Genomic DNA, 14,952 nt, shown 5'->3' with positions numbered 1-14,952 from the left:
GCCACCGCGGACCCGCAGCAGTCCGCCGACGGACATGAAGGGTCCTTCATCCAGGGCTCATCCGGCCCGCCGGACACCTCGCGCAGAATCCACCGCATGGTCTTCTCCCGCCGCATGGCGGCCCTCGCGGCCGTCGTCCTGATCCCCCTCGGCATCGCCGCGACCAGTTTCGCCCTGACCGACAGCCCGCAGCGGCCCGAGGTCCCGGCCAAGGTGGAGCTGGAGAGCGGCTCCCCCACCCCGGGGCCCGCCTCCTCGCCCGAGCCGACGCCCAGCGACCAGGTGGTGACACGGCCGCCGGTCACCGACGGCCCCTCCCATGACGACGATGACGACGACCGGGGCGGTGACGCCGACGACGGACCCGGCGACGGGTGAGCCCGAGCGCCGCCGGATCTCGGCCCGGGTCCGCATCCTGCTGTGGCTGCTGCTCGTGATGGCGGTCGCGCTGGGCTCGGTGGCGGCCACCACCCGCTCGATCCTGCTGCGCGACACCGACCAGCGGATCAACGGCCTGCTCGCACAGGAGGCCGGCGAGTTCGCCAACTTCGAGGAGCAGGGCTTCGACCCCGAGACCGGCCGTCCGTTCACCGACCCGGGCCGGCTGCTGCGGGTCTTCCTGGAACGGCAGTACGCCGACCTGGACGAGGAACTGGTCGGACTGGTGGGCGAGGCGGGCGGCAGGCCCACGCAGATCATCCAGCAGCGCGAGATCCCGGTCGCCCGCCCCCTGCACAAGGACGCCGACGCCCGGCGCCGCATCCACGCCTCCCCCCACTCCACCGGCACCCTGCACCGGCCCGAGGGCGAGATCCGCTGGGCCAAGGTCACCGTGGCCCGCCACGGCGGCGAACCGGCGGCCTCGTTCGTGGTCGCCTTCCACCCGGGGCGCGAACAGGCCCGCGCGGACGAGGTGTTCCGGGTGCTGCTCGCCATCTCCGGCGTGGCCCTGCTGATGACGACGGGCATCGCCTGGGTGGTCGCGGGCCGCATCCTGAAGCCGGTACGGCTGGTGCGCACGACCGCCGCGCAGCTCACCGAGCAGGACCTGACCCGGCGCATCCCGGTGCACGGCCACGACGACGTGGCCGCGCTCGCCGAGACGTTCAACGCCATGCTGGACCGCCTGGAGCGCGCCTTCGCCACCCAGCGCCGGTTCGTCGACGACGCGGGCCACGAACTGCGCACCCCGATCACCATCGTGCGCGGTCACCTGGAACTGATGGGCGAGGACCCGGCGGAACGCGAGGAGACCGTCCGCCTCGTCACCGACGAACTGGACCGGATGAGCCGCATCGTCGAGGACCTGCTGCTGCTCGCCAAGGCCGAGCGCCCCGACTTCGTCCGCCCCGAACCGGTCCAGCTCGGCGAACTCACCGCCGACGTCTACGTGAAGGCCCGCACCCTGGGCGACCGGGAGTGGGTGCTGGACGGCGTCGCCGACCGGGAGGTCCACGTCGACCCCCAGCGGATCACACAGGCCATGGTGCAGCTCGCGCAGAACGCCGTGCAGCACACCACGGCGGGCCGGCGGATCCGCATGGGCTCCCGCGCCGACGGCTCCCGCATCGAGCTGTACGTCGCCGACTCGGGCCCCGGCGTCCAGCCGCAGGACGCCGAGGTGATCTTCGAGCGGTTCCGGCGCGGCACGGCCCGGCGCGGGGTGCGCGGCACGGGCGCGGGTCTCGGGCTGTCGATCGTGCGGGCCATCGCCGAGGGCCACGGCGGCCGGGCCGAACTGCGCGCCACCGAGGGCGGCGGCGCCACCTTCGTACTCGTCCTGGAAGGAGCACGACCATGAACCGCATCCTCATCGTGGAGGACGAGGAGCGCATCGCCTCCTTCGTCGAGAAGGGCCTGCGCGCCAACGGCTTCACCACCACGGCGGTCGCCGACGGCGACGCGGCCTGCGCGTACGCCCTCACCGGCGGTTTCGACCTGGTCGTCCTGGACATCGGGCTGCCCGGCCGGGACGGCTTCACGGTCCTGCGCGAACTGCGCGAGGCCAGGGTGACGACGCCGGTGATCGTGCTGACCGCGCGGGACTCCGTACGGGACACGGTGGCCGGTCTGGAGGGCGGCGCCGACGACTGGATGACCAAGCCGTTCCGCTTCGAGGAACTGCTCGCCCGGGTACGGCTGCGGCTGCGTACGGCGGCCGGGGCACCCGAGGTGACGGTGCTGCGCTCCGGCGACCTCTCCCTGGACCTGCGCACCCGCCGGGCCCGCACCGGACAGCGGACGGTGGACCTGACGGCCCGTGAGTTCGTGCTGCTCGAACTGTTCCTGCGGCACCCGGGGCAGGTCCTGTCGCGGGAGCAGATCCTCTCCCACGTGTGGGGCTACGACTTCGACCCGGGCTCCAACATCGTGGACGTCTACGTGCGGGCGCTGCGCAAGAAACTGGGGGCGCGGCGGGTGGAGACGGTACGGGGCATGGGGTACCGGCTGCCGGGGTGACCGGCCCCCGCGTGAAGTTTCCTTCATGCCCGGCTCATTGCGGGCTCACCGCCCGGGACCACCGTCGATGGCGTGACGTCGAACCTCCGCCTGGCGGCGGCCCTGTGCGTGGCCCTGTCCCTGTGCGCGCTGCTGGCGGTCCCCTCCGCCCTCCCCGGCCCGGGCGGCGACGCGCGCCTCACCCTGGCCGTGTTCGCGCTGGCCGCCTGCGCCTGGATCGGTACGCCGATCGACGACACCTACATCGCGCTCGGTGCCGGACTCGCGCTGACCGCGACCGGCGTGATCAGCAGCGACACCCTCTTCGGCACCCTCGGTGACGCCACGGTGTGGCTGCTGATCTGCGCCTTCGTGCTCGCCGCGGCGGTGACCCGGACCGGGCTCGCGGGGCGGGCGGCGGCGTTCCTGGTCGGCGGGGCGCGCACCGTACGGCAGTTGACGCACCTGACGACGGCCGCGCTGGTCGTCACGGCGTTCGCGGTGCCGGCCACCTCGGGCCGGGCGGCGCTCGCGCTGCCCGTCTTCCTCGCCCTCGCCAAGGCCCTCGCGGACCGCAAGCGCCTGGTCGTGATGCTGGCACTGCTCTTCCCGACGGTGATCCTGCTGTCGGCGGTCGCGACCCTCATCGGCGCGGGCGCGCACCTGATCACGGTGTCCGTGCTGTGGGAGGCGACCGGCGACCGGATCGGTTTCACCCAGTGGCTGCTGCTCGGCCTGCCGCTGGCCGTGGCCTCCTCCCACCTCGCCGCCGAGACGGTCCTGCTGACGACCACCCGGCGGGCGGACCGCGAGGGCCCCGTCCACATCACCGCCGAGGAGATACAGCGGCACAGCGACAGCCCGGTCACCGGCCCCTGGACGCAGGCGGAGAAGCGCTGCGCGCTGCTGCTCGCCACCGTGGTGGCGCTGTGGTGCAGCGAGCCCCTGCACCACGTCTCCCCCGCCGTCGTGGCGCTGATCGGCGCGGTCGTCGCCTCCTCCCCGGTGCTGGGCACCGTACGGCTCAAGGACGCGCTGAAGACCGTGCCCTGGTCGCTGCTGCTGTTCATGGCGGCGACCATGGCGATGGGCGTCGCGCTCGCCGACTCCGGGGCGGCGAAGTGGCTGGTGTCGGGGCTGCCCGCGCACGTCGGACCGGCCGTCTTCCTCGGCGTCGTGGTGGCGGTGAGCACGGCGGCGCACCTGGTGCTCCAGTCCCGCTCGGCCCGCTCCTCGGTCCTGGTCCCGCTGGTCGTCGCCGCGGCCGTGGGCGCCGGCGTCAACCCGGTCACCGCCGCGCTCGCGTCCACGGCGGCGGCCGGTTTCTGCCACACGCTGCCGGCCTCCGCCAAGCCGGTCACGCTCTTCTCCGACGTCCCCGGCGTCCCCACCTACACCCCGCGGGACCTGCTGCGGCTGTCCGCCGTCCTGGCGCCGCTGACCGCCGCGCTCGTGCTGTTCTTCGCCGCCGCCGTCTGGCCGCTGCTCGGCGTACCCGTGACCCGTTGAAGGAGTTCCCGTGCCCTCTGTACTGAACCGTGTCGTCGTGGCCCCCAGCGGCTTCAAGGAGTCTTTGTCCGCCCAGGCCGCCGCCGACGCCATCGCGGCCGGCGTGCGCCGGGTCCTGCCGGACGCCGAGATCGACCGCGTCCCGCTGGTGGACGGCGGCGAGGGCACCGCCGTGGCGCTGGCCTCGGCGACCGGCGGCCGCCTGGTGGCGCTGGCGGCCACCGGCCCGGTCGGCGACCCCGTCGGCACCCACTTCGCGCTGCTGGGCACCGGGGACACGGCCGTGGTGGAGATGGCGGCGGTCGCGGGCCTGTCCCTGGTCCCGCGCGCCCTGCGCGACCCCGGCGCCACCACCACCTACGGAGTCGGCGAGCTGATCCGCGCCGCCCTCGACACCGGGATGCGGCGCGTCCTCGTCGGCTGCGGCGACTCCGGTACGTCGGACGGGGGCGCCGGCGCCCTCCAGGCGCTCGCGGCCCGGCTCCTCGACGCGGACGGCTTCGAACTCCCGCACGGGGGAAGGGAACTGGGCCGTCTGGTCCGCATCGACCCGTCCGGCCTCGACGCCCGGCTCAGGGACACCGAACTGCTCGTCGCCTGCAACCCGTTCAACGTGCTGTGCGGGCAGCGCGGCGTGGCCCGGGTGTTCGGCCCGCAGAAGGGGGCGACACCCGAGCAGGTCGAGGAGCTGTCGGCGGCCCTGGAGAACTGGGCGCGCGTCCTCGTCCGCGACCTCGGGCCGGTCGGCACCGACCTGCGTCACGGCCCCGGCACCGGCGCCTCCGGCGGCCTCGGCGCGGGTCTCGCCGCGGTCGGGGCCCGGCTGCTGCCCCGCTTCGACGTACTGCTCGACCCCCTCGACCTCGACGCCCGCCTGGCCCGCGCCGACCTGGTCCTCACCGCGGAGGGCGCCCTGGACCACCAGACGCCGCGCGGCAAGGTCCCGGCCGAGGTGGCCCGCCGCGCCAAACTGCACGGGCGGCCCGTCCTCGCCCTGGCCGGCACGCTCGGCGAGGGCGCGCACGACGTGCCGGGGGTGGACGCCTGCCACGGCATCCTGCCGGCGCCGATGGCCCTGGCGGACGCGCTGTCGCGGGCCTCGGAACTCCTCACGGACGCCACGGAGCGGGCGCTGCGGATGGTGGTGCTGGGGTCCCGCCTGCCGGGCCGGGCGGCCCGGGCCGCTCAGGCGCCGGCGCCCGAGGCGGTGTCGGGCACGCAACGGCCGTCCACGGTGCGGTAGTTCCACCGGGCGCCGTCGCTCACCAGCTCCCTGACGGCGGTCACGAACCGCTCGACGTGCTCGTCCGGGGTGCCCGCGCCGAAGCTCACCCGGACGGCGTTGAGGGACTTCTCCCCGGGAGCCGCCTCGGGGGCGCCGCACTCGCCCTGCGCCTGGGGGTCGCTGCCGAGCAGGGTGCGCAGCAGCGGGTGGGCGCAGAACAGGCCGTCGCGCACGCCGATGCCGTACTCGGCGGAGAGGGCGGCGGCGAAGTGCGAGCTGTTCCAGCCCTCGACGACGAAGGAGAGCACCCCGACGCGCGGGGCGTCGTCCCCGAAGAGGGACAGGACGCGCACCTCGGGCACCTCGGCGAGGCCCTCGCGCACCTTCCGGATCAGGTACTCCTCGCGGGCGACCAGCGAGTCGAACCCGGCCTCGGTGAGCGCCTTGCAGGCGGAGGCGATCGCGTGGGCGCCGATGACGTTGGGCGAGCCGGCCTCGTGCCGGGCGGCGCTGTCGTGCCACTCGACGTCCACCCCGCCGTCGGCGCGCCGCCCGACCCTGCGGCTGGCACCGCCGCCGGCCAGGTACGGCTCGGCCTCGCGCAGCCAGTCGGCCCGCCCGGCCAGCACGCCGGAGCCGAAGGGCGCGTACAGCTTGTGCCCGGAGAAGGCGACCCAGTCGACGTCCAGTCCGGTCACGGAGACCGGGTGGTGCGGGGCGAGCTGGGCGGCGTCCAGGACGATCCGGGCGCCGTGCGCGTGTGCGGCGGCGGCCAGTTCACGCACCGGCCACAGCTCGCCGGTGACGTTGGAGGCACCGGTCACGCAGACCAGGGCGGGCCCGTACGGCTCCCGGGCGGCCAGGGCCCGCTCCAGGGTCTCGACGGCCTGCGCGGGGCTGCGCGGGGCGTCCAGGAAGGTCACGTCGGCCTGGCGCCAGGGCAGCAGCGAGGCGTGGTGCTCGGTCTCGAAGACGAAGACCCGGCACCCGGCGGGCAGCGCGGCGGCGAGCAGGTTGAGGGAGTCGGTGGTGGACCGGGTGAAGACGACCTGGTCCTCGTCCCGGCAGTCCAGGAACCCGGCGACGGTCCGGCGGGCGTTCTCGAACAGGTCGGTGGACAACTGCGACAGGTACCCGGCGCCCCGGTGGACGCTGCCGTAGTACGGGGCGTAGGCGGCCACGTCGTCCCAGACCCGCTGCAGCGCGGGCGCGCTGGCGGCGTAGTCGAGCGCGGCGTAGGTGACCTCCCCGCCGGTGACGAGCGGCACGGTGACGTCCCGTCCGAGGACGGGCAGCGGGGCGGCGACAGCGGTGGGTACGGACATGACGGACTCCCGTGAGGAAACCAGCGCGGACGACGCGCTGCGAGAAGGCAAGGAAAAGGGTGTGCGGAGGCGGGGCTCTGCGGCCCTATCGCATTCGCTGGTTCACGGGAGACTCCCTCGGACGACCCAGGACCCCTGGTTTCGCGAGGGGTCCGCGCTTGCCGTGGACCTTGCTGTCCACGACCTGGTCTTCACCCGGGGCACCCCGCCACGGACGGAGGGTTGCCGGACAGTCGGCCGGGGCCTCATGACTGTCACTCATGACCTGTCGAAAAACCTAGGGGAAACGATCGGCGTCCCGCAACCCGGGTCCGGATCGCGGGACGCACGTCACACCGGAAGGCCGCTACGCCTGGGTCGCCGCCACCCAGCGGTCCAGGACGCTCCTGGCCGCCCCCGAGTCGACGGCCTCGGCCGCCCGCTCCATCCCGGCCCGGATCTGCTCGGCCAGCGGTCCCGTGCCCGGGTCCAGGGCCACCAGGGCCGCCGCCGAGTTCAGCAGCACCGCGTCCCGCACGGGGCCGGTCTCGCCGGCCAGCACACGGCGGGCGACGTCGGCGTTGTAGGAGGCGTCGGCACCGCGCAGCGCCTCGACGGGCACCAGCTCGATGCCGACGTCGCGCGGGTCGAAGGTCTCCTCGCTCACCCGGCCGTCCCGCACGACCCAGACCCGGGACGTGGCGGTCGTGGTCAGCTCGTCGAGGCCGTCGTCGCCGCGGAAGACCAGGGAGGAGTGGCCGCGCTCGGCGAAGACACCGGCGATGATCGGGGCCATCCGGGCGTCGGCGACACCGATCGCCTGGGCCCGCACCCGGGCGGGGTTGGTCAGCGGGCCAAGGAAGTTGAACACCGTCCGGATGCCGAGCTGGCCTCTGGCCGCCGCCACGTGCCGCAGCGCCGGGTGGAACTTCACCGCGAAGCAGAAGGTGATCCCGGCCTCCTCGGCGACCTCCGCCACCCGCTTCGGCGTCAGCTCCAGGTTGACCCCGAGCTTCTCCAGGACGTCGGAGGCCCCGGACGCGGAGGAGGCGGCGCGGCTGCCGTGCTTGACGACCTTGGCCCCCGTACCGGCCACGACGATCGCCGACATGGTGGAGATGTTGACCGTCTTGGCGCCGTCGCCGCCGGTGCCGACGATGTCGACGGTCTTCCCCGGCACCTCGATCACCGTGGCGTGGTCGTACATCGTGCGGACGAGACCGGAGATCTCCTCGACGGTCTCCCCCTTGGACCTCAGGGCCACCGCGAAGGCGGCGATCTGCACGTCGGTCGCCTCGCCGCGCATGATCACGTCCAGCGCCCAGGCGGTCTCGTCCGCCGACAGGTCGCGGCCGTCCAGCAGTCCGTTCAGCAGGGCGGGCCAGGAGCGGCCCGCCGCGGTGTCGCCTCCAGCGGGGGTCACAGCGCTCATGAGCCGCTCCTGAATCGTGTGTGTCGTGGCAAGCCGTGGACAGGGACTTCGCTTCCACCCTATCCAGCCCCGCACACGGCCGAAGGGCCCCGTCCGGGGATCGGACGGGGCCCTTCGGCTGTGGTGTGGCGACGCTGGAGGGTCAGTGGTGGCCGTGGCCGCTCGTGATCTCCTTGTACTCCTCGACGGTCGGCTTCGGAATCTGCGAGTCCTCGCCGTAGTAGGCCTCGCTGAGCTTGGCGCGGAGCTTCTCGGTGCCCTTCACCTTGCGCTGGACGCCGTTCTCGTCGACCGTGGGGCCGATCTCGGCCGGCTGGTACTGCTCGTGGGCCGTGAGCGTGTGGAGCTGGTCCTGGCTGAGCGGCTCGTGCACCTCGATGAACTCGCCGTGCGGCAGGCGCTTGATGATGCCCGACTCGCGGCCGTGCAGCACCTTGTCCCGGTCCCGGCGCTGGAGGCCGAGGCAGATCCGCTTGGTGACGATGAACGCGAGGACCGGTCCGAGGAAGAACCCGATCCGGACGAACCAGGTGACCGCGTTGATCGACAGGTGGAAGTGCGTGGCGACGATGTCGTTGCCACCACCGACCAGCATGATCAGGTACGCGGTGACCCACGCGACGCCGAAGGCGGTGCGGGTCGGGGCGTTGCGCGGCCGGTCCAGGATGTGGTGCTCGCGCTTGTCCCCGGTCACCCACGACTCGATGAACGGGTAGAGGGCGATGACCGCGAGGAAGATACCGAAGATCACCAGCGGGACGAACACACCGAGGACCAGTGTGTGACCCCAGAAGTTGATCTCCCAGCCCGGCATGGCGCGGACCAGACCCTCGGCGAAGCCCATGTACCAGTCGGGCTGGGCGCCGGTCGACACCTGGTCCGGACGGTAGGGGCCGATGGCCCAGATCGGGTTGACCGACACGAGGCCGGCGACCGCCGCGATGACACCGAAGACCAGGAAGAAGAAGCCTCCCGCCTTCGCCATGTACACCGGCAGCAGCGGCATGCCGACGACGTTCTTGTTGGTCTTGCCGGGACCCGCGAACTGGGTGTGCTTGTGGTAGAAGACCAGGATCAGGTGGCCGACCACGAGCCCGAGCATGATGCCCGGCAGCAGCAGGATGTGGATCGAGTAGAACCGGGCGACGAAGTCGGTCCCGGGGAACTCCCCGCCGAACAGGAACATCGAGATGTACGTGCCGACGATCGGCACGGACAGGATCGCGCCCTGGGTGAAGCGGACACCGGTGCCGGAGAGCAGGTCGTCCGGGAGCGAGTAGCCGGTGAAGCCGGTGAACATGCCGAGGACGAACAGCAGGAAGCCGAACAGCCAGTTGATCTCACGCGGCTTGCGGAACGCGCCGGTGAAGAAGACGCGCATCATGTGCACGAACATGCCGGCGAGGAAGATGATCGCCGCCCAGTGGTGGATCTGCCGGATCAGCAGACCGCCGCGCACGTCGAAGCTGATGTCGAGCGTCGACTTGTACGCCTCACTCATCAACTGTCCCTGCATGGGGACGTACGAGCCGTGGTACGTGACCTCGTTCATCGACGGGTGGAAGAACAGCGTCAGGTACACACCCGTGAGGATGATGATGACGAAGCTGTAGAGGCAGACCTCACCCAGCATGAACGACCAGTGGTCGGGGAAGATCTTGCGCATGTTGGCCTTGGCCAGGGAGTAGATCCCCAGCCGGCCGTCGGCCCAGTCGGCGACCCGTTCGCCGGCCGGTGCCTTCCCGCGAGAGCGGGGTGCGTCGTTGGCTGCAGTACTCATCCGCGCTCCCAGAATGCAGGACCGACGGGCTCCTCGAAGTCGCTGAGCGCCTCGAGGTACCCCTCGTCGTTCACACCGATGCGCAGTTGCGGCAGCGGGTGACCGGCGGGACCGAAGATGACCCGGGCGCCGTCGGCAAGGTCGAAGGTGGACTGGTGGCAGGGGCAGAGCGCGTGGTGCGTCTGCTGCTCGTACAGGGAGATCGGGCAACCGACGTGGGTGCAGATCTTCGAGTACGCCACGATGCCCTCGTGCGACCACTCGAGCTCGCGCTTGTCCTTGATGGAGTCCGGCTCCAGCCGGATGATCATCAGGGCCGCCTTGGCGATCTCGTTCTGGAAGTCGTGGTCGTGCTCCTCCAGGCCCTCGGGCTTGGCGAAGGTGAGGGAACCGACCCCGATGTCCGACGGGCGCATCGGCTCGTTCGTGTTCATGTTGACCAGCAGCTTGCCCTTGGACCACAGCGTGTGGCGGAGCTTCGTCCCGGGCAGCGGGCCGAGGTCGCGCAGCAGGAAGACGCCGGAGAGCGGCATCAGCGTGAGCGCGCCCAGCATCGTGTTGCGGATCAGCTTGCGCCGGCCGATCACCGACTCCTTGGCGCCCTGCTTGAAGTCCGCGTGGACCTTCGCGCGGGTCTCCGGCGACGCCTCGATCGGGTGGCGCTCGTCGGCGACCTCCTCGTCGGACATCAGGGTGCGCGCCCAGTGGACGGCGCCCGCGCCGATGGTGAACAGCGCCACGCCCAGGGTCAGGCCCAGCGCGAAGTTCATCGCGTTGATGTGACCGAGCGGGAAGACGTAGATCGACTTGTCGTGCGGGATCGCGACGAACGAGGCGATGAAGCCGAGGGTGGCCAGCATGGACACCGTGAACAGCAGGGCGACCGTGCGCTCGGACCGCTTGGCGGCCCGCTCGTCGATGTCCTGGATCCGGTGCTCGTGGGGCGGCAGCCCCGGGTCCGCGAACGGGTTCTTGTCGTCCGCGGGCTTCGGCACGTGCGTGCCGCCCTGCTCAGCCGGCAGGTTCTCTTCTGGAATGTCTTGGCTACTCATGACTTCTTGGCCTTTGCGGTCCGAGCGGCGACCCACACGGCGACGGCGATGCAGCCACCCAGGCCGAAGATCCAGCCGAACAGGCCCTCGCTGACCGGCCCGAGGCCGCCGAGCGACAGACCGCCCGGGTTCACGGTCTCGTCACCGTTGACCGCGTCCAGGTAGGCGATGATGTCCTTCTTGTTCTGCTCCGACAGCGTGGTGTCGGGGAAGGAGGGCATGTTCTGCGGGCCGGTCTGCATGGCCTCGTAGATGTGCTTCGGGTCGACACCCTCGAGGGTCGGCGCGAACTTGCCGTGCGTCAGGGCGCCGCCCTTGCCGGTGAAGTTGTGGCACTGCGCGCAGTTGGTGCGGAACAGCTCACCGCCCTTGGCGATGTCCGCGCCCTCGGGGCCGTACTTCTCCTCCGAGGGGACGGCCGGACCGGCACCCAGCGAGGCGATGTAGGCCGCGAGCTGGTCGATCTCCGCCTGGGAGTAGATGACCTTCTTCTTCGGGACCTGCGCGCCGGGCTGCTGGGCCGGCATACGGCCGGTGCCCACCTGGAAGTCGACGGCCGCGGCGCCCACGCCGACCAGGCTCGGACCGTCGGTGGTGCCCTGCCCTCCGGTGCCGTGGCAACTGGCACAGCCGACGGCGTAGAGCTTCTTGCCCTCGTCGATGGCGAGGGACTGGGCGGTTTCATCGGCCTGCGCCTTGCTCGCGGGTGCGAACGCGGCGTACAGCCCCCCTGTGCATGCCAGCGCGAGGAGTAGGACGACGAGTGCCGCCAGCGGATGGCGTCGTCGTGCGGAGAGCTTTTTCACGGATTACCCCGGTGTCAGGATCTTCTGCGTCGATGCTTCTGGTATTGCGCGGGTGCGTGCCGCGACTACTTGATCAGGTAGATCGTGGCGAACAGGCCGATCCAGACGACATCGACGAAGTGCCAGTAGTAGGACACGACGATGGCGGCGGTCGCCTGCTCGTGGGTGAACCTCCGGGCCGCGTAGGTGCGGCCGAGGACCAGCAGGAAGGCGATCAGTCCGCCCGTCACGTGCAGTCCGTGGAAGCCGGTGGTCAGGTAGAACGCCGAGCCGTACGGGTCCGAGGAGAGCGAGATGCCCTCGTGCTTGACCAGCTCGGTGTACTCGAACACCTGACCGCCGATGAAGATCGCACCCATCACGAAGGTGACGATGAACCACATCCGGAGCTTCTTCACGTCCCCGCGCTCGGCCGCGAACACGCCGAGCTGGCAGGTGAGGGAGGAGAGCACCAGGATCGTGGTGTTCGTCGCGGAGAACGGGATGTTCAGCGCGTCGGCCTTCTCGGACCAGAAGTCCGGACCGGTCACCGATCGCAGGGTGAAGTACATCGCGAAGAGGGCCGCGAAGAACATCAGCTCGGAACTCAACCAGATGATGGTTCCGACGCTGGTGAGGTTCGGCCGGTTGACCGACGGGTGCGCGTGCCCGGTTTCTACTGTCGTTGCTGTCGCCACGACCGACATTATGTCGGTCGCTTATCCCGCCCTCACCCCGGGGGGTGCCGTTCGGTGTGTTCCCCCTGTCTGTACTGCCCGGATGGCCCATCGAACGGCCCGTCGAAGCCCTGTCCGAACCAGTGCTGACGGGGTGTTCGAGGGGGTAGCATCCGGCCCAACGGGCTACGACAGCCTTCACCGGTCTCACCGCGTATCGGAGGAAGCATGCAGGCGACCGCCACGGTGCTGGTCTACAGCGACGACTCCAACACCCGCGAACAGGTGCGGCTCGCGACCGGCCGCCGGCCGGCCCCCGACGTGCCCGTGGTCGAGTTCGTGGAGTGCGCGACCCCGGCCGCCGTACTCAAGGAGCTGGACAAGGGCGGCATCGACGTCTGCGTCCTGGACGGCGAGGCCGTGCCCGTGGGGGGCATGGGCATGTGCCGGCAGATCAAGGACGAGGTCTTCCAGTGCCCGCCGGTGCTGCTGCTCATCGCACGGCCGCAGGACGCCTGGCTGGCGACCTGGAGCCGGGCGGAGGCGGCGGTGGCGTTGCCGGTGGAGCCGGTCGAGTTCGCGGGTGCGCTGGCCTCGCTGCTGCGGGAGAAGCGGCTGCAGAGCGCCTGAGGCCCCGGGGGACGCGGCGGCCCCTCCGCCCCCTCGGGTGCGCCGCCCCCGGGCTCCGCTAGGCGCTCTCCGGCCGCAGCCTGGCCTGTTCCGCCGTGCCGGACGCGTTGCCCGTGCCGCCCGTCAGGGCGCTGCCGGTGCGCCACTTCGCCCAGTCCAGGTTCCAGTCGCCGTAGCCGTTGCCGAAGGGCTCCATCGTGTCGCCGCCCGAGTTGACGACCTCGACGAGGTCGCCCTCCTGGACGGTGTTGAAGAACCACTCCGCGTTGTCGGTGCTCATGCCGACGCAGCCGTGGCTGACGTTGGCGATGCCCTGGGACCCCACGGACCAGGGGGCGGCGTGCACGTACTCGCCGCTCCAGGTCACCCGGGTGGCCCAGTAGACCGGCAGGTCGTACGACTCCGAGGAGCCCTCGGCGATGCCGACGGTGCTGCTGCGCATGCGTACGAAGGATTCCTTGCCGAGGACGACCTTGACGCCGTCGCGGGTCTCGAAGCCGGGTTTGCCGGTGGTGACCGGGATCTCCCGGATCTCCTCGCCGTCCTGGAAGACCGTGAGCGTGTGTGCGGCGGCGTCGGTGACGGCCACGACGCGGTCGTCCGTGGTGATCGTCAGGGGCTTGGCCCTGCCGCCCCACATCCGGTCGCCGATCTTGATGCCCTCGAGGTTGCTGTGCACCTTGATGGTGGCGTGCGCGGGCCAGTACTCCTCGGGCCGGTAGTGGAGCTTCTTGTCGTCCACCCAGTACCAGGCGCCCTTCACCGCGGGCGTCGAGTCGACCTTCAGGGCGCGCTCCACTATGGCCCGCTGGGCGGGGTCCTCGACCGGCTGGCTCAGCTCCGCCGTGACGGGCTGGCCGACGCCGTACGCGCCCGCCTTGGGCCCGAAGGCGACGTCCAGGGTCTTCTTGGCGCCGGGCTTGCCGGTCTCGAAGGTGAGGACCTTGCGGCCGGGCGCCCCGTCCCCGTCCTCGGTGCTGACGCGCACCGTGTAGCTGGCGTTGGCGGCCAGGGGGGAGGTGCTGTGCCAGCGCGCTCCGTCGGCGGACAGCTCGCCCGCGACGTGGCGTCCGGTCGCGTCGACGGCTGTGACGTCCGTGATGCGCCCGTCGGCGCCCTCGGCGACCACCTCCAGGGGTTTGTCCGGGTCGGCCTTCTTCCCGGCCTCCTTGGGGCCGTTGAAGGAGATCTGGCCCGCCGCGTCGTAGGGGGTGGCGGACAACGGGTTGTCGTCGCCGCTGCAGGCGGTGACGCTCGCGCCGAGGGCGATCACCAGCAGGGTGCAGCCGACGACCGTACGCCCCCGCGCCTGGAAGTGAACCGGGTTGCTCATGAGCCCACGCTAGGGAGGGACGTCAACGGCGGCACGGTGGATAAGCCGGAAGAGTGAGTGGCCGTAGGACAGACGAAGGGGCCCGGACCCTCCTGACGGAGTGTCCGGGCCCCTTCGCGGGCGGTCCGTGCTACTGGGTGCGGTTCTCACCGCGGTAGTACTCGAAGACCCAGCCGAACAGGCCGATCAGCAGGATCGGTGCCGAGAAGTACACCAGCCACCAGCCGAGGGCGATGCCCATGAAGGCGAAGGCGCCACCGATGCCGAGCGCCAGCGGCTGCCAGCTGTGCGGGCTGAAGAACCCGACCTCGCCGGCGTCGTCCGCGACGTCCGCCTCGGTGTTGTCCTGCGCGCCCACGTCGACCCGCCGCGCCGTGAAGGCGAGGTAGAAGCCGACCATGATGGCCAGGCCGAAGGCCAGGAAGAGCGCCGTGGTGCCCGCGGGCTCCTTCGACCAGTAGCCGTAGACGATCGCCACGGCGAGCAGGAAGACGCTCAGCCAGATGAAAATCTTGCCCTGGATCTTCACTTCCCGGCCTCCTTGCCGCCGGCGAGGGCCTTCTCACCGTGGCCGACGTTCTCCAACTGGTCGAGCGCGGAGATCTCGGGGTAGTGCAGGTCGAAGGCGGGGGATTCACTGCGGATGCGCGGCAGCGTGAGGAAGTTGTGCCGCGGCGGCGGGCAGGAGGTCGCCCACTCCAGCGAACGGCCGTAGCCCCACGGGTCGTCCACCTCGACCTTCTTGCCGTACTTGGCGGTCTTCCAGATGTTGTAGAAGAACGGCAG

Annotated in this window: 14 protein-coding genes, 1 pseudogene and 1 riboswitch; of the genes and pseudogenes, 6 read left to right on the top strand and 9 right to left on the bottom strand. The window is 71.3% G+C overall.

Annotated features, from left to right (window positions below; genetic code table 11):
* The first annotated feature begins 96 nt into the window (after positions 1 to 96).
* The 5 genes from IG88_RS0105975 (at position 97) to IG88_RS0105955 (ending at position 5,191) form a co-directional block, all read left to right on the top strand.
* On the top strand, positions 97 to 378 hold the full coding sequence (locus tag IG88_RS0105975) for a hypothetical protein (protein ID WP_031035775.1): 282 nt from the start codon (positions 97 to 99) through the stop codon (positions 376 to 378).
* On the top strand, positions 329 to 1,801 hold the full coding sequence (locus IG88_RS0105970) for an ATP-binding protein (RefSeq protein ID WP_031035772.1): 1,473 nt from the start codon (positions 329 to 331) through the stop codon (positions 1,799 to 1,801). The genes IG88_RS0105975 and IG88_RS0105970 overlap by 50 nt, the downstream gene beginning before the upstream one ends.
* A complete protein-coding gene (locus tag IG88_RS0105965; protein ID WP_031035770.1) occupies positions 1,798 to 2,460 on the top strand; it encodes a response regulator transcription factor in 663 nt (220 codons plus the stop codon). The genes IG88_RS0105970 and IG88_RS0105965 overlap by 4 nt, the downstream gene beginning before the upstream one ends.
* A 72-nt stretch (positions 2,461 to 2,532) precedes the next feature.
* Positions 2,533 to 3,948, top strand: a complete 1,416-nt coding sequence (locus tag IG88_RS0105960; RefSeq protein WP_031035768.1) for an SLC13 family permease — start codon at positions 2,533 to 2,535, stop codon at positions 3,946 to 3,948.
* Between the two features lie 10 nt (positions 3,949 to 3,958).
* Positions 3,959 to 5,191, top strand: a complete 1,233-nt coding sequence (locus IG88_RS0105955) for a glycerate kinase (RefSeq protein WP_031035767.1) — start codon at positions 3,959 to 3,961, stop codon at positions 5,189 to 5,191.
* Here IG88_RS0105955 and IG88_RS0105950 read toward each other — a convergent pair.
* The 6 genes from IG88_RS0105950 to IG88_RS0105925 form a co-directional block, all read right to left on the bottom strand.
* Entirely contained in the window at positions 5,134 to 6,498 is a 1,365-nt protein-coding gene (locus IG88_RS0105950; RefSeq protein ID WP_031035766.1) for an aminotransferase class V-fold PLP-dependent enzyme, read from the bottom strand. The genes IG88_RS0105955 and IG88_RS0105950 overlap by 58 nt on opposite strands.
* A gap of 149 nt (positions 6,499 to 6,647) precedes the next feature.
* Positions 6,648 to 6,764, bottom strand: a riboswitch (SAM riboswitch).
* An 80-nt stretch (positions 6,765 to 6,844) separates the two neighbouring features.
* Positions 6,845 to 7,909, bottom strand: coding sequence for an anthranilate phosphoribosyltransferase (trpD, locus tag IG88_RS0105945; RefSeq protein ID WP_031035764.1), 1,065 nt, complete (start codon positions 7,907 to 7,909; stop codon positions 6,845 to 6,847).
* A 142-nt stretch (positions 7,910 to 8,051) separates the two neighbouring features.
* Positions 8,052 to 9,689 (bottom strand): cytochrome b, encoded by a 1,638-nt coding sequence (locus IG88_RS0105940; RefSeq protein ID WP_031035762.1) that lies wholly within the window; start codon positions 9,687 to 9,689, stop codon positions 8,052 to 8,054.
* A complete protein-coding gene (locus IG88_RS0105935) occupies positions 9,686 to 10,741 on the bottom strand; it encodes a ubiquinol-cytochrome c reductase iron-sulfur subunit (RefSeq protein WP_031035761.1) in 1,056 nt (351 codons plus the stop codon). The genes IG88_RS0105940 and IG88_RS0105935 overlap by 4 nt, the downstream gene beginning before the upstream one ends.
* Positions 10,738 to 11,547, bottom strand: a complete 810-nt coding sequence (locus IG88_RS0105930) for a c-type cytochrome (protein ID WP_031035759.1) — start codon at positions 11,545 to 11,547, stop codon at positions 10,738 to 10,740. The genes IG88_RS0105935 and IG88_RS0105930 overlap by 4 nt, the downstream gene beginning before the upstream one ends.
* Positions 11,548 to 11,612: 65 nt before the next feature.
* The gene (locus IG88_RS0105925) at positions 11,613 to 12,233 is read right to left on the bottom strand and encodes a cytochrome c oxidase subunit 3 (protein ID WP_003976664.1); all 621 of its coding nucleotides are present in this window, start codon (positions 12,231 to 12,233) and stop codon (positions 11,613 to 11,615) included.
* A gap of 198 nt (positions 12,234 to 12,431) precedes the next feature.
* Here IG88_RS0105925 and IG88_RS0105920 point away from each other — a divergent pair, with 198 nt between their 5' ends.
* A complete protein-coding gene (locus IG88_RS0105920; RefSeq protein ID WP_031035756.1) occupies positions 12,432 to 12,833 on the top strand; it encodes a hypothetical protein in 402 nt (133 codons plus the stop codon).
* 58 nt (positions 12,834 to 12,891) lie between these two features.
* Here the strand turns inward: IG88_RS0105920 and IG88_RS0105915 are convergent, their stop codons facing one another.
* The 3 genes and pseudogenes from IG88_RS0105915 to IG88_RS38375 form a co-directional block, all read right to left on the bottom strand.
* On the bottom strand, positions 12,892 to 14,166 hold the full coding sequence (locus tag IG88_RS0105915; protein ID WP_031035754.1) for a L,D-transpeptidase: 1,275 nt from the start codon (positions 14,164 to 14,166) through the stop codon (positions 12,892 to 12,894).
* A 130-nt stretch (positions 14,167 to 14,296) separates the two neighbouring features.
* Entirely contained in the window at positions 14,297 to 14,695 is a 399-nt protein-coding gene (locus IG88_RS0105910) for a cytochrome c oxidase subunit 4 (protein ID WP_031035752.1), read from the bottom strand.
* Positions 14,692 to 14,952, bottom strand: a pseudogene (locus tag IG88_RS38375) (cytochrome ubiquinol oxidase subunit I); the annotation flags it as partial. The pseudogene IG88_RS38375 and the gene IG88_RS0105910, both read right to left, overlap by 4 nt.

The organism is Streptomyces sp. NRRL F-5650 (assembly GCF_000721365.1).
Taxonomy (GTDB): Bacteria; Actinomycetota; Actinomycetes; order Streptomycetales; family Streptomycetaceae; genus Streptomyces; species Streptomyces ardesiacus.
Note: the sequence above shows the minus strand (reverse complement) of the source record. Positions and strands in the feature narration are given on the sequence as shown.